General features: G+C 68.2%; 20 protein-coding genes. All 20 read right to left on the reverse strand.

Going from position 1 to position 23,112, the window contains the following annotated elements; translation table 11 throughout:
* Positions 1 to 60: 60 nt before the first annotated feature.
* Entirely contained in the window at positions 61 to 2,019 is a 1,959-nt protein-coding gene (locus AC04ME_RS10940; protein ID WP_079112809.1) for a primosomal protein N' family DNA-binding protein, read from the reverse strand.
* A 29-nt stretch (positions 2,020 to 2,048) separates the two neighbouring features.
* Positions 2,049 to 3,242, reverse strand: coding sequence for a methionine adenosyltransferase (gene metK, locus AC04ME_RS10945; RefSeq protein ID WP_042536632.1), 1,194 nt, complete (start codon positions 3,240 to 3,242; stop codon positions 2,049 to 2,051).
* A gap of 93 nt (positions 3,243 to 3,335) precedes the next feature.
* Positions 3,336 to 3,593 (reverse strand): DNA-directed RNA polymerase subunit omega, encoded by a 258-nt coding sequence (rpoZ, locus tag AC04ME_RS10950; RefSeq protein WP_042536631.1) that lies wholly within the window; start codon positions 3,591 to 3,593, stop codon positions 3,336 to 3,338.
* A 64-nt stretch (positions 3,594 to 3,657) separates the two neighbouring features.
* Positions 3,658 to 4,566, reverse strand: coding sequence for a guanylate kinase (gmk, locus tag AC04ME_RS10955; protein ID WP_042536630.1), 909 nt, complete (start codon positions 4,564 to 4,566; stop codon positions 3,658 to 3,660).
* Positions 4,559 to 5,404: an orotidine-5'-phosphate decarboxylase gene (gene pyrF, locus AC04ME_RS10960; RefSeq protein ID WP_079112811.1), complete on the reverse strand. Its 846-nt coding sequence runs from the start codon at positions 5,402 to 5,404 to the stop codon at positions 4,559 to 4,561. The genes gmk and pyrF overlap by 8 nt, the downstream gene beginning before the upstream one ends.
* Complete coding sequence (gene carB, locus AC04ME_RS10965; RefSeq protein ID WP_455904933.1) at positions 5,401 to 8,688, reverse strand: carbamoyl-phosphate synthase large subunit; 3,288 nt, start codon at positions 8,686 to 8,688, stop codon at positions 5,401 to 5,403. The genes pyrF and carB overlap by 4 nt, the downstream gene beginning before the upstream one ends.
* Positions 8,688 to 9,833: a glutamine-hydrolyzing carbamoyl-phosphate synthase small subunit gene (carA, locus tag AC04ME_RS10970; RefSeq protein ID WP_056376910.1), complete on the reverse strand. Its 1,146-nt coding sequence runs from the start codon at positions 9,831 to 9,833 to the stop codon at positions 8,688 to 8,690. The genes carB and carA overlap by 1 nt, the downstream gene beginning before the upstream one ends.
* Entirely contained in the window at positions 9,830 to 10,357 is a 528-nt protein-coding gene (locus AC04ME_RS10975; protein ID WP_042536626.1) for a PH-like domain-containing protein, read from the reverse strand. Before AC04ME_RS10975 ends, carA begins: the two co-directional genes overlap by 4 nt.
* Positions 10,354 to 11,658 carry a dihydroorotase gene (locus AC04ME_RS10980; protein ID WP_309688646.1) on the reverse strand — a complete coding sequence of 435 codons (1,305 nt, stop codon included), beginning with the start codon at positions 11,656 to 11,658 and terminating at the stop codon, positions 10,354 to 10,356. Before AC04ME_RS10980 ends, AC04ME_RS10975 begins: the two co-directional genes overlap by 4 nt.
* On the reverse strand, positions 11,655 to 12,620 hold the full coding sequence (locus AC04ME_RS10985; RefSeq protein ID WP_475434951.1) for an aspartate carbamoyltransferase catalytic subunit: 966 nt from the start codon (positions 12,618 to 12,620) through the stop codon (positions 11,655 to 11,657). The genes AC04ME_RS10980 and AC04ME_RS10985 overlap by 4 nt, the downstream gene beginning before the upstream one ends.
* On the reverse strand, positions 12,617 to 13,147 hold the full coding sequence (gene pyrR / locus AC04ME_RS10990; protein ID WP_042536623.1) for a bifunctional pyr operon transcriptional regulator/uracil phosphoribosyltransferase PyrR: 531 nt from the start codon (positions 13,145 to 13,147) through the stop codon (positions 12,617 to 12,619). Before pyrR ends, AC04ME_RS10985 begins: the two co-directional genes overlap by 4 nt.
* A 68-nt stretch (positions 13,148 to 13,215) precedes the next feature.
* Positions 13,216 to 13,800: a hypothetical protein gene (locus tag AC04ME_RS10995; RefSeq protein WP_042536622.1), complete on the reverse strand. Its 585-nt coding sequence runs from the start codon at positions 13,798 to 13,800 to the stop codon at positions 13,216 to 13,218.
* Position 13,801: 1 nt separating this feature from the next.
* Positions 13,802 to 15,379: a Rieske 2Fe-2S domain-containing protein gene (locus AC04ME_RS11000; protein WP_042536621.1), complete on the reverse strand. Its 1,578-nt coding sequence runs from the start codon at positions 15,377 to 15,379 to the stop codon at positions 13,802 to 13,804.
* A gap of 75 nt (positions 15,380 to 15,454) precedes the next feature.
* Positions 15,455 to 18,754 carry a DEAD/DEAH box helicase gene (locus AC04ME_RS11005; protein ID WP_475434954.1) on the reverse strand — a complete coding sequence of 1,100 codons (3,300 nt, stop codon included), beginning with the start codon at positions 18,752 to 18,754 and terminating at the stop codon, positions 15,455 to 15,457.
* A gap of 56 nt (positions 18,755 to 18,810) precedes the next feature.
* Positions 18,811 to 19,221, reverse strand: coding sequence for a transcription antitermination factor NusB (nusB, locus tag AC04ME_RS11010; protein ID WP_475434956.1), 411 nt, complete (start codon positions 19,219 to 19,221; stop codon positions 18,811 to 18,813).
* A gap of 3 nt (positions 19,222 to 19,224) precedes the next feature.
* The gene (efp, locus tag AC04ME_RS11015) at positions 19,225 to 19,785 is read right to left on the reverse strand and encodes an elongation factor P (protein ID WP_042536619.1); all 561 of its coding nucleotides are present in this window, start codon (positions 19,783 to 19,785) and stop codon (positions 19,225 to 19,227) included.
* A gap of 75 nt (positions 19,786 to 19,860) precedes the next feature.
* Positions 19,861 to 20,298, reverse strand: coding sequence for a type II 3-dehydroquinate dehydratase (gene aroQ, locus AC04ME_RS11020; RefSeq protein ID WP_056376921.1), 438 nt, complete (start codon positions 20,296 to 20,298; stop codon positions 19,861 to 19,863).
* Positions 20,295 to 21,383 (reverse strand): 3-dehydroquinate synthase, encoded by a 1,089-nt coding sequence (gene aroB, locus AC04ME_RS11025; RefSeq protein ID WP_475434959.1) that lies wholly within the window; start codon positions 21,381 to 21,383, stop codon positions 20,295 to 20,297. Before aroB ends, aroQ begins: the two co-directional genes overlap by 4 nt.
* Positions 21,380 to 21,898, reverse strand: a complete 519-nt coding sequence (locus tag AC04ME_RS11030) for a shikimate kinase (protein ID WP_475434961.1) — start codon at positions 21,896 to 21,898, stop codon at positions 21,380 to 21,382. Before AC04ME_RS11030 ends, aroB begins: the two co-directional genes overlap by 4 nt.
* Positions 21,882 to 23,111 (reverse strand): chorismate synthase, encoded by a 1,230-nt coding sequence (aroC, locus tag AC04ME_RS11035; RefSeq protein WP_475434963.1) that lies wholly within the window; start codon positions 23,109 to 23,111, stop codon positions 21,882 to 21,884. Before aroC ends, AC04ME_RS11030 begins: the two co-directional genes overlap by 17 nt.
* Position 23,112: the final 1 nt, after the last annotated feature.

Genomic DNA, 23,112 nt, shown 5'->3' on the forward strand with positions numbered 1-23,112 from the left:
CCGGAGGGATGCGGGGTGAGGATCCGGGAGGATCGGGGTGATCGGATCGGTGCGGACTGATCAGAGCTCTGGGTCGAGGATATCGAGCCGAACCGAGAGCGTGCTCCGAGTCGACTTGCCCTTGCCTCGGCGATTGCTGACGGCTTCGGCGACGACGGCCGCTCGCAGCGTCGCCGCGACCTTGACTCCGGCGCCGTACTCGAACCGGACGAGGGCGCGGACGCGCGGCGGGTAGTCGTCGGACTCGATGGGCACGGGACCCAGGACCGCGTCGGACGGGAGGGCGAGCTCCTGCAGCGCCGCCAGCGCACGGCCGACGGCCGCGGCTGACCCCTCGACCAGGGCCACGCGCGCGGCCGGCGGCATGTGGAGCGGCGCGCGCTCTGCGAGCTCAGAGCGTGCGTAACCCGACTGGTTCCACGTCGCGAGCGCTCGCGCGATCGTGCCGTCGACTCCGACGAGGTGGATCGGCGCCCCAGGGGCCGCGAGCGCTGCCGCGTTCGACCACCACCGCAGGCAGGCCTCGCCGATCCGCAGATCCGGGGCCTGGAGCATCCGCGGACCGTCGAGCAGCACCACTGCGCGATAACCGCCCTCGGCAAGCGGCTCGGCGCCGCGCGTCGCGACCACCAGTGCGGGCTTGTCCGCGACGTGCTCGACCGGGTGCGCGCTGTCGGCCACGATCACGCGGACGCCGGGGAACGCCTTGCCCAGCTCGTCGGCGGTCCGCTCGCTTCCCGACGACGCCAGGCGCAGCTTGGTCGACGCACACGTCGGGCAGGTCCAGGCTCGCGCGCCCCGGCCGCACCACGCGCACACCGGCACGGCGCCGCGATGCTTGGCGCCCAGGGGTCCGCCGCAGTGCGCGCATCGGGCGGGGGCCCGGCACTCCGCGCACACGAGGGACGGTGCGAATCCCGGGCGCGAGACCTGCACGAGCACCGGCCCCTCGGACGCGGCGTTACGGGCCGACAGGAACGCCGACGACGGCATCCGCTGGGCTGTCGGCGCATCCATCTCCTGCGGGGTGCTCAGGATCACCCTCGGCATCACCCGCCGCGCGGCTCGCACGTCCTGCAGATAGCCGTGCGCGACGAGGCGCTCCACGTCCGTCGTACGGGTGTGGCCGACGAAGAGCAGGGCTGAGTCCTCCTGCTCCTGCCGGAGCAGGGCCGCATCGCGCGCGTTGATGTAGGGCGCGAGAGGTTCGCCGAGCAGCGGATCGCCGTCGTCCCAGACGGCGACGAGCCCGGCGCGGACCGGCGCGTACACGGCGGAGCGGTTGCCGACGACGATGCACGGAGCATCCTCGAGCGATCTGAGGAACGAGCGGTATCGATCGGGGTTCGTCTGCCGTGAGTCGTATCGCACGACAGCCTCGGGCGGAACCAGCGAACCGAGCGCTGCGAGCAGCAGATCGAGGTCGCGATGGTCCGGCACGATCAGGATGCTGGAGCGTCCGGCAGCGAGCATCCGCGTCGCCGTCGACGCGAGCAGAGCCGTCCAGCCAGGCTCGCCCCTGTGCTGCACCGGGATCGCCTCCACTGCGGCTCTGCCTGCGCCTTCGAGCACCTCCTCGAGGTGGTCGTACGTGGCGATGAGCGAAGATGCGGAGGTGACGGCGTCATCGGCAGGCACGGGCGTCGGCGCGTCTGAGGTCCACGCCTTCTCGACCCGCACCTGACGCTTGGGGATGACGAGACGCAGCACATCCGACGCCGAACCCGCGGCACGGTCGGCTGCACGACGAGCCAGCCGGTAGGTGCGCTCGGGGAGCACGGGAACCTGTGAGACGACGCTCTCGACCTCGGAGAGGGGCCTGTCGGCGTCGTCCTCGGTGTCGATCTCGACCACGTACCCGTCGATGACCCGACCGGCGGTGCGGAGCGGCACACGCACGCGTACCCCGATCGGCACGTCTCCGAGTTCTGCCGGCAGGGCGTAGTCGAAGAGCCGGTCGAGCTGCGGAAGCGGCGAGTCGAGCAGCACGCGCGCGATACGACGGCTCTCGGCCGTCATGAGCGGATCGCCATCTGGCTCGCGCTCCGTCAGAGGCCTGCAGCGCGCCGCAGCTCCTCAGCGCGGTCGGTGCGCTCCCAGGTGAACTCCGGCAGCTCGCGACCGAAATGCCCATAGGCGGCTGTCTGCGCATAGATCGGGCGCAGCAGATCGAGCTCCTCGATGATCGCCTGCGGACGGAGATCGAAGACGTCGTTGATCGCGCGGATGATCGCCTCGTCCGACACCTTGCCGGTGCCGAAGGTCTCGACGTAGAGCCCCACCGGGCGTGCGACTCCGATCGCGTACGCGACCTGGACCTCGAGCCGGTCGGCGAGACCTGCCGCCACAGCGTTCTTGGCGACCCAGCGCGTCGCGTAGGCGCCCGAGCGGTCGACCTTGGACGGGTCCTTGCCGCTGAAGGCTCCGCCACCGTGGCGCGCCGCACCACCGTACGTGTCGATGATGATCTTGCGGCCGGTGAGCCCGGCGTCGCCCTTGGGACCGCCGGTCACGAAGGGACCGGCGGGGTTGATGTAGTAGGTGATGTCGTCGAGGTCGAGCCCTGTGGTCTCGAGGACCGGGTCGATCACGTGCTCCTGCACCTGTGCCTTGAGCTCGTCCTGCGAGATCTCGGGGTGATGCTGGGTCGACAGCACGACGGCATCGACGGTCTTGGGGGTGAAGCCGTCGTACCCGAGCGTGACCTGCGTCTTGCCGTCGGGGCGGAGGAACGGCAGCGCGCCGGAGCGGCGAACCTCGGCGAGACGCTCCGCGATGCGGTGCGCGGTCCACGCGGCCATCGGCATCAACTGCGGCGTCTCGTTCGTGGCGAACCCGAACATGATGCCCTGGTCTCCGGCACCGAGTCCGTCGAGCGGATCGACGGATGACCCGTCGCGGTGCTCCTGGGCGTTGTCGACACCGTGGGCGATGTCTGTCGACTGCTCGCCCACCGAGATGCTCACACCGCAGGAGTCCCCGTCGAAGCCGGTGTCGCTCGACGTGTAGCCGATCCCATTGACGACCTGTCGGACGATGGTCGGGATGTCGACGTAGGCCTCGGTGCGGATCTCACCGGCGACGTGCACGAGACCGGTGGTCACCAGCGTCTCGACCGCGACCCGCGAGCCGGGGTCTTTCGCGATGAGTCCGTCGAGGATGCTGTCTGAGATCTGGTCGCAGATCTTGTCCGGGTGCCCCTCGGTGACGGACTCGGACGTGAACAGACGCAGCGCGCTCATCGGGGCTCCAGGACGGAATCGGACAGCAGGAAGGGGGTGGCTCCCATGATGGACCGCACCGCCGACATCAGTCGGCGGTGCGGTCATCGGACGTCACTCGGCGTGACGGAGGCGGAGCTTGTCCTCGTTGATCTCGTGCAGAGCGATGGTCAGCGGCTTGTCCTCGACGGAGGAGTCGACGAGCGGACCGACGTTGTCGAACAGGTTGCCCTCGTGGAGATCGGAGTAGTAGTCGTTGATCTGACGGGCACGCTTGGCGGCGTAGATCACGAGCTCGTACTTCGAGTCGACGCGGTCGAGCAGGTTGTCGATGGGGGGATCGATGATTCCGTTGGTGTGGTGTCCGGCCATGGTGGGACCTCCTGATCAGGCGACGGGATCGTCGCGAAGACTGTGCTGCGGCGCGCGAAGAAGCTCAGCGCGCAGAGCTTGAAGACAATTCTACGACCTCTGCGGCCGCGGCGGCGACGTCCTCGTTCACGATGAGGTGATCGAACTCGTTCTGCGCGGCGAGCTCCACCTTCGCGGTGCGCAGTCTGCGAGCGCGTTCCTCGGCACCCTCGGTGCCTCGACCGACCAGTCTCTGAACCAGTTCGTCCCAGGTCGGCGGCAGCAGGAAGATGAGCGTCGCCGCAGGCTCGGCCTTGCGCACCTGGCGTGCACCCTGCAGGTCGATCTCGAGCAGAACGGTCTTGCCGGCGGCCAGCGCGGCATCGATCGGGGCACGCGGAGTTCCGTATCGCGACCTGTTGTGCACGACCGCGTACTCGAGAAGCTCGTCCTCGGCGATCAGCCGATCGAACTCCGCGTCGTCGACGAAGTAGTAGTGCACGCCGTCGATCTCGCCCGGGCGCGGTGCGCGGGTCGTCGCCGAGACCGACAGATGGATCTCGGGGTTGTGCTCGCGGATGTGGGCGGCGACCGTGCCCTTGCCCACAGCGGTCGGGCCGGCGAGCACCAGCAGACGGCTGCGTGCGCCCCGCGGCTGCAGGAGCGGGAAGCGTGTGTCGAGCCACTGCGTGAGCGCCAGCCGTTGCCTGACGCCGAGACCGCCCAGTCGCTTGACCGGCGAGATGTGCAGTTCTGCGAGAATTCGGTCGCGCTTGCCCGCCCCGATGGCAGGGAGGGCGAGCAGGAAGTCCGTGATGCGCATCGATCCCTCGACCGAATCGGGGTCGGCGGTGGCGCGCTCGAGCACCGACTGCGGGGTGACGACACGCGTCGTCAGATCGCGCTTGAGCGACGCACGGGCGCGGCGCCGCTCGACCGCCTTGCGTGCGGCGGCGGCACGATCGACCTCGGGGACGGGACGGGACTCAGCCACGGCCGGCCTCCCTGTACTCTGCGACGCGAGCGTCGATGGCGGCGGCGAGACCAGCGGGTCCGGCCGAGAGGATGCTGCGGCTCTCGCTCGCGATCACCGCGGGGCTCATCGAGCCGAACCGCCGGTGCAGGTCTGCCGGAGTCGCGCCCTGCGTGCCGAAACCGGGGGCGAGGACGGGTGCCACCGGCGCGAATGCGGCGATGCCGGCATCCGTCCAGTCCACCGTCGCTCCGATGACGAAGCCGAAGCTCCCCCACTCGCCTGCCTCCGAGTGCTCCGCATTGCGTGCCGAGACGACCGAGATGATGTCCGCAGACACAGCGCGGCCGGTCTCGGAGACCGAGCGCTGCAGAGTCTGCGCCTCAGGGTTGCTCGTCGCGGCGAGCACGAAGAGGCCCTTGTCGTGCTCGCCGGCGAGGGCGAAGGCGCCGTCGAGCGCACCGACCCCGAGGAACGGGTTGACGGTCAGGGCGTCGGCCTCGAGCGGAGACCCCGGTGTGAGCCACGCCGCCGCATACGCATCCATGGTCGAGCCGATGTCGCCGCGCTTGGCATCCGCGATCACGATGAGTCCGGCCGCGCGCGCGGCCGCGAGCACCTCTTCGAGGGCCGCGAACCCCGCAGAGCCGAAGCGCTCGAAGAACGACACCTGCGGTTTCACGATCGCGGCACGGCCAACGGCGGCCTCGACCGTGCGCAGCCCGAACTCGCGGACGCCGGAGGCGTCGTCACCGAGCCCCCAGTCCGCGAGCAGCGCCGCATGCGGGTCGATACCCACGCACAGCGGGCCGTGCGCCGCGAGGGCGGCACGGACCCGTTCGCCGAAGCGTGCGCTCACAGAGCGGCCTTCCGGTCGAGTGCGTACTCCTGGAGGCTCTTCACCTGGAAGCCCTCGTGGGCTGCGTCCATGCCGCTCACCGCTGCGCCGAGCACTGCCATCGTGGTGAACAGCGCCTTGTCGGCCGCGACGGCAGCCGCACGGATCTCGTAGCCGTCAGCACGCGCCGCCCCACCCGAAGGCGTGTTCACGACGATGTCGATCGACCCGTCGTTGATGAGGTCGACGATGTTGGTCGCGCCCGACTCCTGGGTCTCGCTGTACTTCTCGACCACGGTCACCGCGATGCCGTTGCGCGAGAGGATCTCGGCCGTGCCCTCGGTGGCCACGATCGTGAACCCGAGCTGCTGCAGACGGTGGGCCGGCAGGATCACCGCGCGCTTGTCGGAGTCGGCCACCGAGATGAACACGGTGCCCGAGGTCGGCATCCCGCCGTACGCGGCCGCCTGGCTCTTCGCGAACGCGGTCGGGAAGTCGCGGTCGATGCCCATGACCTCGCCGGTCGAGCGCATCTCCGGGCCGAGGATCGAGTCGACGGTCTTGCCGTCGGCCGTGCGGAACCGCTTGAAGGGAAGCACGGCCTCCTTCACCGAGACGGGGGCGTCGAGCGGCACACGAGAGCCGTCCTGCTCGGGGAGCATGCCCTCGGCGCGGAGCTCGGCGATGGTCGAGCCGACCATGATGCGGCTCGCGGCCTTCGCCATCGGGATGCCCAGCGCCTTCGAGACGAACGGCACCGTGCGGCTCGCGCGCGGGTTCGCCTCGATGACGTAGAGCACGCCGGCGCTGATCGCGAACTGCACGTTGAGCAGACCGCGCACGCCGACACCCTTCGCGATCGCGAGGGTCGCCTCGCGCACCCGGTCGATGTCGGTGCGGCCGAGCGAGACCGGCGGCAGCGTGCAGCTGGAGTCGCCCGAGTGGATGCCGGCCTCCTCGAGGTGCTCCATCACGCCGCCGATGTACAGATCGGTGCCGTCGTACAGCGCGTCGACATCGAGCTCGATCGCATCGTCGAGGAATCGGTCGACGAGCAGGGGCTTGCCCTCCTCGATGATGACCTCGCCCGCCGTGCGCACGAAGTACTCGCGCAGCGACTCCGCGCTGTAGACGATCTCCATTCCCCGTCCGCCGAGCACGAAGCTCGGACGCACGAGCACGGGGTAGCCGATCTCGTCGGCCACGGCCACCGCGGCGTCAGCGTTCACAGCGGTGCCGTGACGCGGTGCGATGAGACCCGCCGCGTCGAGCAGCTGGGAGAACAGCTCGCGCTCTTCGGCGATGTCGATGGCCTCAGGGCTCGTGCCGAGCACGGTGTAGCCCGCGGCCTCGATGCCCTTGGCGAGACCCAGCGGCGTCTGGCCGCCGAGCTGGCAGACGACGCCGAGGATGGTGCCGCTGGCGGCTTCCGCGTCGAGCACCTCGAGCACGTCTTCGAGCGTCAGCGGCTCGAAGTAGAGCCGGTCGGACGTGTCGTAGTCGGTGGACACGGTCTCAGGGTTGCAGTTGACCATGATGGTCTCGAAGCCGGCATCCGACAGCGCGAACGACGCGTGCACGCAGGAGTAGTCGAACTCGACGCCCTGGCCGATGCGGTTGGGACCGGATCCGATGATCACGACCTTGGTGCGATCCGATGGCATGACCTCGGTCTCGAAGTCGTAGCTCGAGTAGTGGTACGGCGTGAGAGCCGGGAACTCGCCGGCGCAGGTGTCGACCGTCTTGTACACGGGGCGGATGCCCAGGCCGTGGCGCACACCGCGGATCTCGGCCTCGTCGTCACCCCGGAGCTGTGCGATCTGCGCGTCGGAGAATCCGTGCTCCTTGGCATAGCGGAGCGTGGCCGCATCGAGCTCGGGCGCCGTGCGCACGGTCTCGGCGACCTCGTTGATCAGCACGATCTGGTCGATGAACCACGGGTCGATCGCGGTCGCCTCGAACGCCTGCTCGACTGTCGCACCCTTGCGCAGCGCCTGCTGCAGGGTGACGATGCGACCGTCGGTCGGGATCTTCGAGATCTCGAGCAGCTCGTCTGCCGAGCGGTTCTCCTCGCCCCAGTGGAAGCTCGAGCCGCGCTTCTCGAGCGAGCGCAGCGCCTTCTGCAGCGCGGTCGCGTAGTTGCGGCCGATCGCCATGGCCTCACCCACCGACTTCATGGTGGTCGTCAGCGTCGCATCGGCGGCCGGGAACTTCTCGAACGCGAATCGCGGCACCTTGACGACGACGTAGTCGAGCGTGGGCTCGAAGCTCGCCGGGGTGACACCCGTGATGTCGTTGGGGATCTCGTCGAGACGGTAGCCGAGTGCGAGCTTGGCCGCGAGCTTGGCGATCGGGAACCCGGTGGCCTTCGAGGCGAGGGCGCTCGAGCGCGAGACGCGCGGGTTCATCTCGATGACGATGATGCGGCCGTTGCTGGGGTCGACGGCGAACTGGATGTTGCAGCCACCGGTGTCGACGCCGACGGCGCGGATGATGTCGATGCCGATGTCGCGGAGCTTCTGGTACTCGCGGTCGGTGAGCGTCAGAGCCGGGGCGACCGTGATCGAGTCGCCCGTGTGCACGCCGACCGGGTCGACGTTCTCGATCGAGCAGACGACCACCGTGTTGTCGGCCGTGTCGCGCATGAGCTCGAGCTCGTACTCCTTCCAGCCGAGGATCGACTCCTCCAGGAGCACCTCGGTGGTCGGCGAATCGCGCAGACCGGCCCCGCCGATGCGGCGCAGGTCCTCTTCGTCGTATGCGAAGCCCGAGCCGAGACCGCCCATCGTGAACGAGGGGCGCACGACGAGCGGATAGCCCAGCTCGGCCGCACCCTCGAGCAGGTCGTCCATCGTGTGCGCGATGATGCTGCGGGCGACGTCGGCTCCGGCGTCGAGCACGAGCTGCTTGAAGATCTGGCGGTCCTCGCCCTTGTTGATCGCCTCGAAGCTCGCGCCGATCAGCTCGACGTCGTACTTCTCGAGGATGCCGTGGTTGTGCAGCTCGATCGCGGCGTTCAGGGCGGTCTGTCCGCCGAGAGTCGGAAGGATCGCGTCAGGGCGCTCCTTCGCGATGATCGTCTCGATGACCTGCCACGTGATCGGCTCGATGTACGTCGCGTCGGCGAAGTCGGGGTCCGTCATGATCGTGGCCGGGTTGGAGTTGACCAGGATGACCCTGACGCCCTCTTCGCGGAGCACGCGGCACGCCTGGGTGCCGGAGTAGTCGAACTCGCAGGCCTGACCGATGACGATCGGGCCGGAGCCGATGACGAGAACGGAGTTGATGTCGTCGCGCTTGGGCATTACTTGGCGTCCTTCTTGCTGGCGATGACCATGTCACGGAACCGGTCGAAGAGATAGTTGGCGTCGTGCGGGCCGGCGGCGGCCTCCGGGTGGTACTGCACCGAGAACGCCGGGATGTCGAGGGCGCGGAGGCCCTCCACGACGTTGTCGTTCAGACCGACGTGGCTGACTTCGACCTTGCCGTAGCCGTGGGGGCTGTCGAACGAACCCTCCAGCGGCGCTTCCACGGCGAAACCGTGGTTGTGCGCGGTGATCTCGACGCGTCCGGTGGACTTGTCGAGCACCGGCTGATTGATGCCGCGGTGGCCGAAGGGCAGCTTGTAGGTGCCGAGCCCCAGCGCCCTGCCGAGCAGCTGGTTTCCGAAGCAGATCCCGAAGAACGGCAGCCCGTCGTCGAGCACCGAGCGCAGCAGCTCGACGTGGTCGCCCGACGCCGCGGGGTCTCCAGGGCCGTTCGAGTAGAAGACGGCGACGGGGTCGATCGAGCGGATGTCGTCGATCGTGACGTCCTGGGGCAGCACGTGCACCTCGAAGCCTCGGGCTGCGAGATTGTCGATCGTCGCCTGCTTGACTCCGAGGTCGAGGACGGCGAGATTGCCGACCCGCTCCCCCATCGCCGTCGTCACCGTGGCGACGTCGACAGAGACCTGCGACGAGAGGTTCTGACCGGCCATCTCGGGGGCTTCGCGCACGAGCCGCAGCTGCTCTTCGGGGTCGATCTTCGCGGCGTCGCCCGAGAACACGCCGCCGCGCATCGAGCCGGCCGAGCGGATGTGTCGGGTGATCGAGCGGGTGTCGATGCCGCTGATGCCCACGATGCCGTCTCGCTCGAGGATCTCGTCGAGCGAGGCGTTGGCTCGCCAGTTCGAGACGACGCGCGAGGGGTCGCGGACGATGTAGCCGGCCACCCAGATGCGACGGGACTCGCGGTCTTCGTCGTTCATGCCGGTGTTGCCGATGTGCGGTGCCGTCTGCAAGACGATCTGGCCTGCGTACGAGGGATCGGTGAGGGTCTCCTGGTAGCCGGACATGCCGGTGGCGAAGACGACCTCGCCGAAAGTGGTGCCCCGCGCGCCGTATGCACGGCCCGTGTGGCGGGTCCCGTCTTCGAGGACGAGGACGGCGGGTTCGGGGAGGGCTGTCATGACGTTGCTCCTGTGTCGGGGGCGGCGGCGTCGTCCGTGGCCGGGACGAGGCGCTGCAGTTCTGAGATGAAGTTCTGGGGGTCGCCGTCTGTCAGGCGGAGGTACGAGTCGACGATCGTGTCGTCGTCTGCGCTCCAGGCGACGCGGACGAGTCCGCCCGGTTCCACGACGCGGTCGATCGTCACGGTCGCACGATCGACGCTCGCGAGCCGTGCGGAGGCGAGGAAGACCGTCGGCGCCCCGTCGAGGCAGAGCGCGAGGCCGCGATCAGTGACGGCGACCTCTCCCCTGGCTCGGTAGGCGAGCGGGTGCAGGGTCAACCGCTCCAGCGGCTGGTCGTGCTTGGTCGTCGAGACGTAGAGCACCTCACGACGGGCGATCACCTCGGCGTGCTCCGGCACTCCGAGGGGCGCCGAGAGACCAGAGTCGCGTCGGAGTCGTCGTCGCCACGCGGTGAACATGACGACGAGCACGAGCGCCGCCACGGCGATGGTGATCGCGATGGCGATGTCGCGTGCGCTCATGCGTTCAGCTCCTCGACGACGTCTGCGCCGTCGACCGTCAGGACTCCGCGGTGCACCGTGAATTCGACGCGACCGGGGAGGTCGCGGCCGAGGTAGGGCGAGTTCACGCTGCGACCGTGCAGGTCCGATTCGGTGAAGACGCCGGCGACGGACGGGTCGTAGAGGGTGATCTGCGCGGGAGCACCCGCCTCGAGAGGCAGCCCGTGGCCCGAGAGACGGCCGATCCGCGCGGGCGCGGCGCTCATCACCCGAGCGACGTCCTCCCAGCCGATCAGGCCGGTCTGCACCATCGACTGGTGCACGACGCGCAGCGCGCTCTCGAGTCCGACCATGCCGTTGGCGGCGGCCTGCCACTCGCACGACTTGTGCTCGCTCGGGTGCGGCGCGTGGTCGGTCGCGACGATGTCGATGGTGCCGTCGGCGAGGCCTTCGCGCACCGCCAGGACGTCCTCCTCACGACGCAGCGGCGGATTGACCTTGTAGCGCGCGTCGTACCCGCGCACGAGCTCATCGGTGAGGAGCAGATGATGCGGAGTGACCTCCGCCGTGACGTCGATGCCCCGCTTCTTGGCCCAGCGGATGATGTCGACGGAGCCGGCCGTCGACAGGTGGCAGACGTGCAGACGCGATCCGACGTGCTCGGCGAGGAGCACATCGCGGGCGATGATCGACTCCTCGGCGACGGCTGGCCATCCGGCGAGGCCGAGCTCGGCCGAGACGGTGCCCTCGTTCATCTGGGCGCCCTCGGTGAGGCGGGGGTCCTGCGCGTGCTGCGCGATGACGCCGCCGAAGGACTTCACGTACTCGAGCGCGCGACGCATGATCAGCGGGTCGAAGACGCAGAATCCGTCATCGCTGAAGACGCGAACCTGCGCACGGGATGTCGCCATCGCACCGAGCTCGGCGAGTCGCTCGCCCTTCTGCCCCACGGTCACGGCGCCGATGGGCTGCACGGTCGCGTACCCGGCCGCTTCACCGAGCGCGAGCTCCTGCTCCACGACGCCTGCGGTGTCGGCCACCGGAGACGTGTTCGGCATGGCGAACACGGCGGTGAACCCGCCGGCCGCGGCCGCCCTGGTGCCGGTGAGGATCGTCTCGGATGCTTCGTAGCCGGGTTCGCGCAGATGGGTGTGCAGATCGACGAGTCCAGGAAGTGCCACCAGGCCGTCGGCGTCGATGACCCGCGCACCCCCACGGCTCAGCCCGGTGCCGATCTCGGTGATCAGACCGTTCTCCACGATGATGTCGGCGCGCTCGGCACCGAGAAGCTGTGCGCCGGTGATGACGAGGGTCTCGCTCACTGGTCTCCCCCTCGTTCGTCGTCTCGTTCTCCTGCAAGGAGCAGGTACAGCACCGCCATGCGGATGGACACTCCGTTCGTCACCTGTTCCAGCAGGGTCGAGCGCGGGGAATCGGCGGCTTCGGAGGAGATCTCCAACCCTCGGTTCATGGGTCCGGGGTGCATGACAATGCTACCGTCCGGAAGGCCGGCCACACGCAGTGCGTCAAGACCCCATCGTCTGGAATACTCCCGCTCAGTGGGGAAATATGCGGCGTTCATGCGCTCGAGCTGGATGCGGAGCATCATCACGGCGTCGGGCCCCTCGGCCAGGGCCTGGTCGAGGTCGTAGACGACCCTGGCGGGCCAGAGCGAGACGTTCTGCGGCACCAGGGTGGGCGGAGCGACCAGGGTCACCTCGGCGCCGAGTGTGGCGAGCAGCCAGACGTTCGATCGCGCGACCCGCGAGTGCAGCACGTCGCCCACGATCACGACCCGGATGCCGGCGAGATCGCGACCGCGGCTGTCGGCGCCGAAGCGCCGTTTGCGGATCGTGAACGCGTCGAGGAGCGCCTGGGTCGGGTGCTCGTGCGTGCCGTCGCCGGCATTGACCACCCCGGCCGAGATCCAGCCGCTGGTGGCGAGTGTCTGCGGCGCACCTGATGCGGGGTGGCGGATGACGACCGCATCCGCGCCCATCGCCTGCAGCGTCTGGGCGGTGTCCTTCAGGCTCTCCCCCTTGGAGACGCTCGAGCCCTTGGCCGCGAAGTTGATGACGTCGGCCGACAGACGCTTCGCTGCGGCCTCGAACGAGATGCGGGTTCGCGTCGAGTCCTCGAAGAAGAGGTTCACGACGGTCTTGCCGCGGAGGGTCGGGAGTTTTTTGACCTCGCGTGACTGCGTGTCGGACATGTCCTCGGCGACGTCGAGGATGCGCAGAGCCGTCTCGCGATCGAGGGTGCGGGTGTCGAGGAGGTGTCTCATGCTTCGATCGTCACCTCCTCGGCGCCGTCATGTTCGGCCAGCCGTACGTTGACTCGCTCCTGACGGGACGACGGGATGTTCTTGCCGACGAAGTCGGGCCGGATCGGCAGTTCGCGGTGACCCCGATCGACCAGGATCGCGAGGCGCACGATCGAGGGACGGCCGATCGACTGCAGCGCATCGAGCGCAGCGCGGATGCTGCGACCGGAGAAGAGCACGTCGTCGACGAGGACGACCGTCTTGCCGTCGATGCCGCCGGCGGGGATGTCGGTCGGACGAGGGGACCGCGTCGGCTGCTTCGCGAGATCATCCCGGAAGAGTGTGACGTCGAGCGCTCCCACGGGAACGGCGGTCTGTGCGATCTCACCGATCACAGCGGACAGGCGATGGGCGAGAGTGACTCCGCGGGTCGGAATTCCCAGCAGGACGAGGTTCTCAGCCCCCCGATTGGATTCGAGGATCTCATGTGCGATGCGGGTCAATGCCCGCGAGATATCGGCTTCGTGCAGCACAGTTCGTGCACTCATCGGCCGCTCCCTTCTCCGCCTCACAGGACGGTGTTAAAGGTTGCTTGATTGACCCAGTCTAGCGCGACTCAGCGCCACTCCAGGACTTCACGCACGACCGCCTGCGAGGCGGGCGAGCCGTCGTTCGCTATGCCAGAAAGCGACTCGTGCGAGAGCATCGCGCCCTCAGCCCCGGCGGCGGCGGTGATCTGTTCCAGGGCGGATGTGACGCGTGGTGCCGCTGCGCGCGCATGCGTCGCATCTCCACGTGCCGAAGTGTGCGGGAAGACGACGAGCTCGGCCACGCCGACGGCGACGGGGCGTGCTGCGGCCACGACGAGCGTCGGGGGCAGCACGGGCTGCAGCGCGTGGGGCAACGGGAAGGGCAGTTCGTCGGTCAGCAGACCTCGCCACCAGCTGCGCTTCGAGCCCTTCTCATCGCCGATCTCGAGCGCGGTCGCCGTCCACTCCGAGCCTCGCGCGCGGAGCCTACCGTCGAAGTCGTCGTCGCGGCGCTCGAAGCCCACGCCGGTCAAGAAGTCCGCGGCGATGCGCACGAGTCGCTCGGAGTCGGATCGCACGATCCATCGCGCACCGCGCAACGGCCCCTTGTACTCGAGCCGCGTCGTTCGGGCATCACGACCCGATCCCTGCGGATGCGGGGTTCGTGACACGTCAGCTGGCCTCGCTGAGCACAGCGTCGCTGACCTCGTCGATCTTCGTGGAACGGATCGGGTGACCGCTCGTCGACAGGCAGCGGCCGGTCTTGAGGTCCCACTTCCAGTCGTGCATGCTGCAGGTCAGGATGCCGTCTTCGTCGACCTTGCCGGTCTTGGTCAGGTCGGCACGCAGGTGCGGGCAGCGGCGCTGCACGACCCAGTCGCCGATCTCGGCGTCCTCGGTCTGATCCGTCTGCTCCTGGTACCAGTTCTCGACGTACTCGATGCGGTCGACCGAGAGGCACTTGAGGAACGTCGTCAGGAACTCGTTGAACTTGCCGCTGCGTCCCACCTGGAACTGCATGGAGAGGAAGATCGAGTTCGACCAGTCGATCTCATGATCGCGGATGTTCGTCGAGACGAGATCAGCGGGGATCGTGTACCAGTAGATGCACTCCTCGCCCGCATACTCGCGGACCTTCGCCCGAGGGAAGTCCACGACCATGTCGAGGTCGCCGATCCTGAATCGCACGCAGCCACCGACTCCGAGACGGATGGTGCGCGACTTCTTCAGCAGCGGCTCCCACCAGGTCTTCAGCTCCTCGAGCATCTCGGCGGCAGGAAGGACCTCTGCGCGAGAGGCCTCCTCATCGAGGATCTCCTGCTGGCGGGACGCCCGCTGCTCTTCGAGGTAGTCCCACTTCTCATCGAAGATGTGGGCGAGCTCCGCCTCGGAGTACAGCGTCTGCTCGGTCGACACGTGACCGGCGTCGACGGTCACGACCGTCCCCGGAACGAACAGATGCCCGTCGTACTGCGGCGAGAGCTCCTTCATGTGGGCGAGGAACTGCTTCTGGTCCGTGAAGATGGACTCACCGTTGCGGCCGACCCCGTTGAAGTCGAAGAGATCGTCGCGCAGGAACATGGGCGGCCCTGCCATCGGGAAGACGTGCGGAGCGTCCACCTTGTCGATGTAGTACATCGCTCGCTTGTTCTGCGCGTCTCGCTTGAGCTTCGCGAAGTTCTGCTTCGCGTCCATCGGCAGGTCGTAGACCATGGGCCACCAGATCGCACCCGAGACCTGTGTGAAGTACGCGTCGGGCTTGCCGAAGTGCAGCAGCGTGTCGAGGTCGAGGGGGTGGGAGTCGTTCTGGTTGAGCACCGATCCGGTGCCGTCGTCGACGCTCAGCGACGAGTCGCCGATGGGGCCGTCACTCGGCGCTCGCAACGGCGTGATCATGATCTTGAGATCGCCGCGCTCGATGATCCTGCCAGCCGGGGCGTAGGTGATGTTCGTGTATCCCAGTGCCCTGATGTCCTGTTCGAGGTCATCGATGGGGTACTCGGGCAGCAGCACCTCGATGTCCTTGCGGATGTAGCGCTCGAGCAGCGTCGGGTCGAAGTGGTCGCGGTGCCGGTGCGAGATGTAGAGGAAGTCCGCCTCGCGGCCGAACCGCTCCCAGTCGAGCGCACGGTTGTCGGGGAACGGGAACCACGAGCCGAAGAACGAGGGCCCGAGAACCGGGTCGCAGATGATGTTCCCGCCGACTGTCTCGATGAACATCCCGGCGTGGCCGAGTCCCGTGATCCGCATGCATTCCTCCTGAAGTGAACCGTTCGATTCTACCGACGGGGTGCTGGACGGATGCGGTGACCCGGCCGGAACAAATCAGGCCTCGTCGAACAGACCCTTGATGTCGTCGGCCGTGAGCGACTGCGCGAAGAGCTCGTCGTCGTCCATCACCGCGGTGAAGAGCCTGGCCTTGCGGCGCTGAAGCTCGAGGACCTTCTCCTCGATCGTGCCGGTCGAGATCATCCGATAGACGAACACCTGATTCGTCTGCCCGATGCGATGCGTGCGGTCGATCGCCTGCTCTTCGGCGGCCGGGTTCCACCAGGGATCGAGCAGGAAGACATAGTCGGCTTCGGTCAGCGTGAGTCCGAACCCACCGGCCTTCAGGCTGATCAGGAACACCGGCTGCTCCCCCGCCTTGAACCCGTCGATCACCTGCTCTCTGCGCCGCGTCGAGCCGTCGAGATGCGCATACGGGATGCCGGCGGCCTCGAGACGAGCAGCTGCGAGATCGAGGAACGAGGTGAACTGGCTGAAGACGAGCGCGCGGTGCCCCTCGGCCTGCAGCTCGACCACTCGCTCGAGAAGCGTGTCGAGCTTGCTCGAGCCGATGTCCGCATCGGCTTCGTCGACCAACGCAGGTGCGAGGCTCAGCATCCGCAGCAGCGTGAGAGAGCGGAACACGATGAAGCGGTTGCGATCGAGATCGTCGATCAGCCCCAGGACCTTCTGACGCTCGCGCTGCAGCACGACGTCGTAGAGCGCCTTGTGCTCCGGGCTCATCTCGACCTCGAGAAGCTGCTCCTGCTTGGCAGGGAGATCAGGTGCCACGAGCTCCTTCGTGCGTCGCAGCATCAGAGGCCTGACGCGACGACGGAGCTGGGCGAGGCGCCGAGCGCGATACTCGCCGCCCTCCTCGTTCTCGGGGACCTTCCCCTTCTCGATCGGCTGGATGTACCGGTCCTTGAACTTCCGCGCCGAAGGGAAGAGCCCCGGCGCGGCGAGTTTCAGAAGCGACCACAGCTCGGAGAGGCTGTTCTCCATCGGCGTGCCGGTCACGGCGTACGTGACGTCGGCACGGAACGTCGAGATGGCGCGGTGGAGTCTCGTCTTGGGGTTCTTGACGAACTGGGCCTCGTCGAGGATCAGCCCGGCCCACTCGACCTCGCGGAACTCCTCTTCGTCGAGTCGTGCGACCGTGTACGAGCTGACGACGAGATCGCTCGACCGTGCCGCCGCCCTCAGCACGTCAGCGCGTTTTCCGCTCGTGCTGTCGACGATCGACACGCGAAGCCCCGGAGTGAATCGCGCGGCCTCCGACCGCCAGGTGCTCAGCACCGACGTGGGCGCGAGCACGAGGAACGGCCGCGTCTCGCCGGCATCCCTCGTGTGCTGCACGAACGTCAGGAGCTGCAGGGTCTTGCCGAGACCCATGTCGTCGGCGAGGATTCCGCCCAGCCGATGACGCCACAGGAAGACCAGCCAGTCGAAGCCGGTCTTCTGATAGGGGCGCAACTCCGCCTGAACCCCCTCGGGCACGGGCGTCGGGGGGACACCTGTGGCCTGACGAAGCCCGTCAGCCGTGGCGCGCCAGCTGACGGCAGGCTCGGCCTCGTCTGCGAGATCCTCGAACTCCTCCCAGAGATCGGTCTGGTAGCGACTGATCCGGGGGCCCGTCTCCCACTCGTCGAGCTCGCCCGCCTCCTCGATGAGGTCACGGAGACGATCCAGCGACGGGTGGTTGAGTGAGAAGTACCCGCCATCGGAGAGGAGCAGCTTCTTGCGCCCCTTGCTCAGTGCCGTGAACAGCGGCCCGAAGGGGATCGTCCGGCCGTCGATCGTCACGAGGATGCCGAGATCGAACCAGTCGGAATCCGTCGACTCGACGGTCGTGACCTTGACCTGCGGATCACCGGTCAGCTCGCGGTACGCCTTGCGCTCTCCGCTCGATTCGACGCGCACTCCCACCGCCTCGAGTGCGGGAACCCCCTCCGCGACGAACGCCGCCGCGTCGATGTCATGGAAGGAGCCGCTCGGCCTGAAGCTCGTCGTGCGGAACTCCTGCCACGCCGCCTCGATCGCCGTCCTCTTGGCGGTTTCGACGGCGGCGTCGCGCACTGCTGCGTCGTTCCAGGCGAACGGCACGCGCCCGAACTGACCGTATGACCATTCGAACGTGTAGCTCACGACATCGCCACGCTCGTAGCCGACGGTCAACACGGGCTCCGGCTCGGGAACGTCGGGGAGCGCGACCGCGCCGACCGTGCGCACGGTGCTTCGTCTCGCCAGCAGCGGATACGCGTCGGCGATGAACGCCTTCTCGTCGTCGGAGGGCACGACGATCGGATCGGGTGCCGCGAGCAGTGCGCGCGTCTGCTCGCTCAGCGACACCTCGGCGAGGACGATCTCGATCCGCGCGCCCACGAGGCCGACCGAGTACACCCCCGTGCGGCCTATCGGATGCACCTCCCGGTCAGGAACCTCTCGATCGTCGATGCGCACGTCCGCGGACACCGCCAGAGAGCCGTCGTCCGTTCGAGTGATGCGTGTCGAGACCTCCGCGCCGGCCGCGATGCGCACCGAGGCGCTCTTCTGACTCGCGACGAGCGGGATGCCGAGCTCGGCGCCCGATCGGAGGTGCCGCCAGAGCAGAGGGGACTCGACCTGGTCGAGGACGAGCCATTCGCCGGCGTTGCCGGAGAGCAGCGAATCCCGCGAGATGCTGAGCAGGTCACCGAACCAGCGGTTCTGATCGCGACCGAACTGTGAGGCGTCGCGCCGGACGGCATCCCACCCAGCGCCTCCCTGGATCCAGGCGCCGGTCTGCGCACTGCGCATCATCGGACGGATCGCCAGCAGCAGCTCCCCGTTCGGGCGTGCCAGATCGCGTGCCGTTGCAGCACGAACGGGGCGTGGTCCCCAGTGGTTCTCGCTGCGGGACTCGCGGTGCCGCAGCTCGATCCCGAGCGCGAGGCGCTGGGGGTGCCGAGAGACCGACGGGTCGAGCAGGCTGCGCCACGACGTCGCCGCAGCGCTGCGGGGCGCGGCCGACTCCGGTTGAGCGTCGGGCTGACGCTGAAGGGCCGCCGCCTGCTGGGAGTACTCGTGCACGTTGGACGCGAGCAGCGTCGCGACGACGTGCTTGCAGCCGCTGCCCACCGGGCACGAGCAGCGAGTCGTCCTCGGACGCCTCGTCCCGTTCGACGAGTGGAAGAGGATCTCGGTCACATACTGGGCATCGGAGCTGCCGCGAACATGCCCCTCGAGTTCGAGGAGATCCTCATGCCAGACCACGTCGAGCACGTTGCCCTCGCGGAAATAGGCGAGACCGCGTTGATAACCACCCGCATCGGTGATCTGCATGAGATCCCGAAGATCGACGTGCGGCGCGGGCATGACCCCATCCTTCCCAGGGCCTCCGACATCTCGGAGACCGCGTCCTGAGTCGTCGCTCAGGCCGCGCGAGAGACGCGGGCGAGCACGCCGTGCACGAATGCGCCCGAATCGTCGGTGGAGAACTCCTTGGCGAGCTCGACCGCCTCATCGATGGCGACGGCCGTCGGCACCTCGGCGTTGAACAGGATCTCCCAGACGCCGATGCGCAGCAGCGCGCGGTCGACCGCGGGCATCCGCTCGAGCTTCCAGTCTCGACTGTGCGTCGTGATGAGCTCGTCGATCTCGTCGCGGTGGTCGATGATGCCGTCTACGACTTCGCGCACGTACAGCCAGGAGGCCTCGCGGGCGGGTTCGCTCGCGGCGCGCTTGGCTTCGGCGGCCAGAGCCACCGCGACCTCGTCGCCACGGACGTCGGCGGAGAACAGGATGTCGAGTGCGCGCTTGCGCGCCTTCGTACGGGCGCTCACGCCTTACTTCTCGCGACCGAGGTAGTCGCCGGTGCGCGTGTCGACCTTGACCTTGGTGCCGGTCTCCACGAACAGCGGCACCTGGATCTCGTAACCCGTCTCGAGCGTGGCGGGCTTGGTGCCGGCCGACGAGCGGTCGCCCTGCACGCCCGGCTCGGAGTAGGTGATCTCGAGGATCACGGACGCCGGCAGATCGATGTACAGCGGGTTGCCGTTGTTGAGCGCGATCGTGACCTGCTGGTTCTCGAGCAGGAAGTTCTTCGCATCGCCGACGGTCGCCGCGGGGACAGTGATCTGGTCGTAGTCGGTCTGGTCCATGAAGACGTAGCCGTCACCATCGGTGTACAGGTAGGTGTAGTCGCGACGGTCGACGTTCTCGATCTCGATCTTCGCGCCGGCGTTGAACGTCTTGTCGACGACCTTGCCGCTCATCACGTTCTTGAGCTTCGTGCGGACGAACGCGCCGCCCTTGCCGGGCTTGACGTGCTGGAACTCGACGACGCTCCAGAGCTGCCGCTCGATGTTGAGGACGACGCCGTTCTTGATGTCTGCGGTAGATGCCATGCGCTGGACTTTCCGTTTCTAGAGTCTGGGGGCCGCTCGCGTCCGAGGTGGACTGGGGTGGGCCGAGAGTCGATTCTACGCGATGAGCGCTGCGAGCTGCCGCACAGCGCTCGCGTAGCCGTCGACGCCCTCGCCGATCACACGCACCGCTGCCACATCGTGGAGGTAGGAATGGTGCCGGAATTCCTCCCGCGCGTACACGTCGGAGATGTGCACCTCGGCGAACGGCAGAGCGACGCCGGTCAGGGCGTCGCGCAGCGCCACACTCGTGTGCGTGAGCCCGCCCGGGTTGATGATGATCGCAGTGCAGTCCTCCCTCGCGGCGTGGATGGCATCGATCAGCACCCCCTCGTGATTGCTCTGCAGCGCCCGGAGCTCGAAGCCCTCCGCCTCGGCGGCCGCAGCGGTGAGCTTCTCGACATCGGCGAGTGTCGCCGTGCCGTAGACCTCGGGCTCGCGGCTGCCGAGCAGGTTGAGGTTCGGACCGTTGACGAGCAGGATGCGACGGGTCATTCGCCGATCTCCTGGTAGGCGGCGAAGAGCAGCGACTCGTCCGGCGCCTGCAGCACGGTGGGCTTGGCGATGTCGTCGAGGAGGATGAACCGCAGCATGCCACCCCGGCTCTTCTTGTCGCGCTGCATCGTCGCGAGCAGCTGTGGCCATGCACCGGCACGATAGCCGGTCGGCAGCCCGAGCGAGTCGAGGATCGTGCGGTGACGCTCGGCGGCGGAGTCCGACAGTCGGCCGGCGAGTCGCGACAGCTCAGCCGCGTACAGCATGCCGATCGAGACGGCCGCACCGTGGCGCCAGCGGTATCGCTCGGCATGCTCGATCGCGTGGCCGAGGGTGTGGCCGTAGTTGAGGATCTCGCGCTGGCCCGCTTCGCGGAAGTCGTCGGAGACGACCTGCGCCTTCATGTCGATGGCGAGTTCGATCGCCCGACGGAACTCGGGTGTCGTCGAGTCGACGGCGCGCGCGGGGTCCGCTTCGATGATGTCGAGGATCTCGGGGGCCCAGATGAATCCGGCCTTCACGACCTCGGCGAAGCCCGCGGTCGCCTCGTTCGGGCTGAGGCTGGCGAGCTCGTCGAGGTCGCCGATCACCGCGCGAGGTGCCCAGAAAGCGCCGACGAGGTTCTTGCCCTCGGCGGTGTTGATCCCGGTCTTGCCGCCCACCGATGCGTCCACGAGGCCGAGCACGGTGGTGGGCACCTGGACGAGCTGCACCCCCCGCAGCCAGGTCGCCGCGACGAAGCCGGCGAGATCCGTCACGGCGCCGCCGCCGTATCCGACGACGGCGTCCGAACGGGTGAAGTCGGCCTGTCCCATCACCTGCCAGCAGAAGGCGGCCACCTCGACGCGCTTGCCCTGCTCGGCATCAGGCACCTCTGCGAGCAGAACCTCTCGCTGACCGTTCTCGACGTCGGCGAGCAGCCGATCCCGCAGCTCCGCCGCGCGGGCGGCGAGCGTGGGCGGGTGGACGACGAGGACCTTGCGCACTCCGGGATCGAGCGCCTCCGACACCCGATCGAGGATGCCGCGTCCGATGGCGATGTCGTAGGGGTTCTCCCCCGTCACGCTGATGGTTGTCGTACTCATCCCAGTTCTCTCCTCCATGCCACGATGTCGTCGGCTATGCGCTGCATGGGGCGCCGTGACGTGTCGAACGTCACGGATGCCACCTCGTCATACCAGTCTCGACGTTCTTCGAAGATCTGTGTCCAACGCCCGACGGGGTCATCGCCCGCGAGCAGGGGGCGTCCGCCGCTGTGGATCCGATCGGCGACCGCCGCAGGGGTCACGGTCAGGAACACGACCGGGTGCTCGATCAGCAGCGTGCGGGTGGCCACGTCTGTCACGGCCCCACCGCCGAGGGAGATCACACCGCCCGTCCCCAGAGCCTCTGCGACCGCGGCGCGCTCGAGCGCGCGGAAGTGCGCCTCACCGTGCTGCTCGAAGATCGCCGGTATCGGGCCGTGTGCTGCGACCACGCGCTTGTCGGTGTCGACGAACGGCACGCCGAGCTTGCGCGCGACGCGACGCCCGACGCTGGTCTTGCCGGCGGCCATCGGACCGACGAGCACCAGCGTCAGCGGATCAGCCTCGCTCGTCATGCGCGATGAGCGCCGCCTCGGACGCGGGCGTCGTGCGCAGCTCGGCCGGGATCGCCGCGAGGTAACCCTCGAGGTTGCGGCGGGTCTCGCCGATGCTGTCGCCCCCGAACTTCTCGAGCACGGCATTGGCGAGTTCGACGGCCACCATGGCTTCGGCCACCACTCCGGCCGCAGGCACGGCGCACACGTCAGAGCGCTGATGGTGTGCGGTTGCGTCCTCGCCCGAGGCGACGTCGATCGTGCGAAGAGCATGCGGCACGGTGGCGATCGGCTTCATTCCCGCGCGCACGCGCAGCACCGTTCCGGTCGACATCCCGCCCTCGGTGCCTCCCGCGCGGTCCGAGCCGCGCGAGATGCCGTCTGCGGTCGCGAACAGCTCGTCGTGAGCGGCGGAGCCGCGTCGGCGCGTGGTCTCGAAGCCGTCGCCGACCTCGACGCCCTTGATCGCCTGGATGCTCATGAGGGCCTGTGCGAGACGTGCGTCCAGACGGCGGTCCCAGTGAACGTGCGAGCCCAGCCCGGGCGGAAGACCGTATGCGAGCACCTCGACGATCCCACCGAGGGTGTCGCCGTCCTTCTTCGCGTCATCGACTTCCTCCACCATGAGGGCGGAGGTCGTCGCGTCGAAGCAGCGCAGCGGATCGGCATCGAGCGTGTCGACGTCTTCGGGGGTCGGAAGCGGAGCGCCGTCCGGCACGCGTACCGGCCCGATCGACAGCGTGTGGCTGACGAGGCGGATGCCCAGCTCGCCGAGGAACGAGCGGGCAATGGCGCCGAGGGCGACCCTGGCAGCCGTCTCTCGTGCGCTGGCACGCTCGAGGATGGGCCGTGCTTCGTCGAAGTCGTACTTCTGCATGCCCACGAGATCGGCGTGTCCTGGCCGCGGGCGGGTCAGCGGTGCGCTCCGGCCACGGGACTTGTCTGTCAGCTCGACGGGTTCGGGGTTCATGACCTCGATCCACTTCGGCCACTCCGTGTTGCCGATGCGAAGAGCGATCGGGCTGCCGAGGGTCTTGCCGTGGCGGACGCCGCCCGAGATCGTCAGCTCGTCCTGCTCGAACTTCATGCGCGAGCCGCGCCCATAGCCGAGCTTGCGACGTGCGAGATCGGCCTGGATCACCTCGGAGGACACAGGGACGCCTGAAGGCAGACCCTCCATGACGGCAATGAGTTCTGGGCCGTGCGATTCGCCGGCCGTGAGCACGCGGAGCATT

It is taken from the genome of Microbacterium sp. LjRoot205 (assembly GCF_056175745.1).

What these genes read in the sequence shown, in the direction of transcription:
- AC04ME_RS10940 (WP_079112809.1), bottom strand. Translation starts at nt 2,019, where the DNA reads ATGACGGCCGAGAGCCGTCGTATCGCGCGCGTGCTGCTCGACTCGCCG.
- metK (WP_042536632.1), bottom strand. Translation starts at nt 3,242, where the DNA reads ATGAGCGCGCTGCGTCTGTTCACGTCCGAGTCCGTCACCGAGGGGCAC.
- rpoZ (WP_042536631.1), bottom strand. Translation starts at nt 3,593, where the DNA reads ATGGCCGGACACCACACCAACGGAATCATCGATCCCCCCATCGACAAC.
- carB (WP_455904933.1), bottom strand. Translation starts at nt 8,688, where the DNA reads ATGCCCAAGCGCGACGACATCAACTCCGTTCTCGTCATCGGCTCCGGC.
- carA (WP_056376910.1), bottom strand. Translation starts at nt 9,833, where the DNA reads ATGACAGCCCTCCCCGAACCCGCCGTCCTCGTCCTCGAAGACGGGACC.
- AC04ME_RS10975 (WP_042536626.1), bottom strand. Translation starts at nt 10,357, where the DNA reads ATGAGCGCACGCGACATCGCCATCGCGATCACCATCGCCGTGGCGGCG.
- AC04ME_RS10985 (WP_475434951.1), bottom strand. Translation starts at nt 12,620, where the DNA reads ATGAGACACCTCCTCGACACCCGCACCCTCGATCGCGAGACGGCTCTG.
- pyrR (WP_042536623.1), bottom strand. Translation starts at nt 13,147, where the DNA reads ATGAGTGCACGAACTGTGCTGCACGAAGCCGATATCTCGCGGGCATTG.
- AC04ME_RS11000 (WP_042536621.1), bottom strand. Translation starts at nt 15,379, where the DNA reads ATGCGGATCACGGGACTCGGCCACGCCGGGATGTTCATCGAGACAGTC.
- AC04ME_RS11005 (WP_475434954.1), bottom strand. Translation starts at nt 18,754, where the DNA reads ATGCCCGCGCCGCACGTCGATCTTCGGGATCTCATGCAGATCACCGAT.
- efp (WP_042536619.1), bottom strand. Translation starts at nt 19,785, where the DNA reads ATGGCATCTACCGCAGACATCAAGAACGGCGTCGTCCTCAACATCGAG.
- aroQ (WP_056376921.1), bottom strand. Translation starts at nt 20,298, where the DNA reads ATGACCCGTCGCATCCTGCTCGTCAACGGTCCGAACCTCAACCTGCTC.
- aroB (WP_475434959.1), bottom strand. Translation starts at nt 21,383, where the DNA reads ATGAGTACGACAACCATCAGCGTGACGGGGGAGAACCCCTACGACATC.
- AC04ME_RS11030 (WP_475434961.1), bottom strand. Translation starts at nt 21,898, where the DNA reads ATGACGAGCGAGGCTGATCCGCTGACGCTGGTGCTCGTCGGTCCGATG.
- aroC (WP_475434963.1), bottom strand. Translation starts at nt 23,111, where the DNA reads ATGCTCCGCGTGCTCACGGCCGGCGAATCGCACGGCCCAGAACTCATT.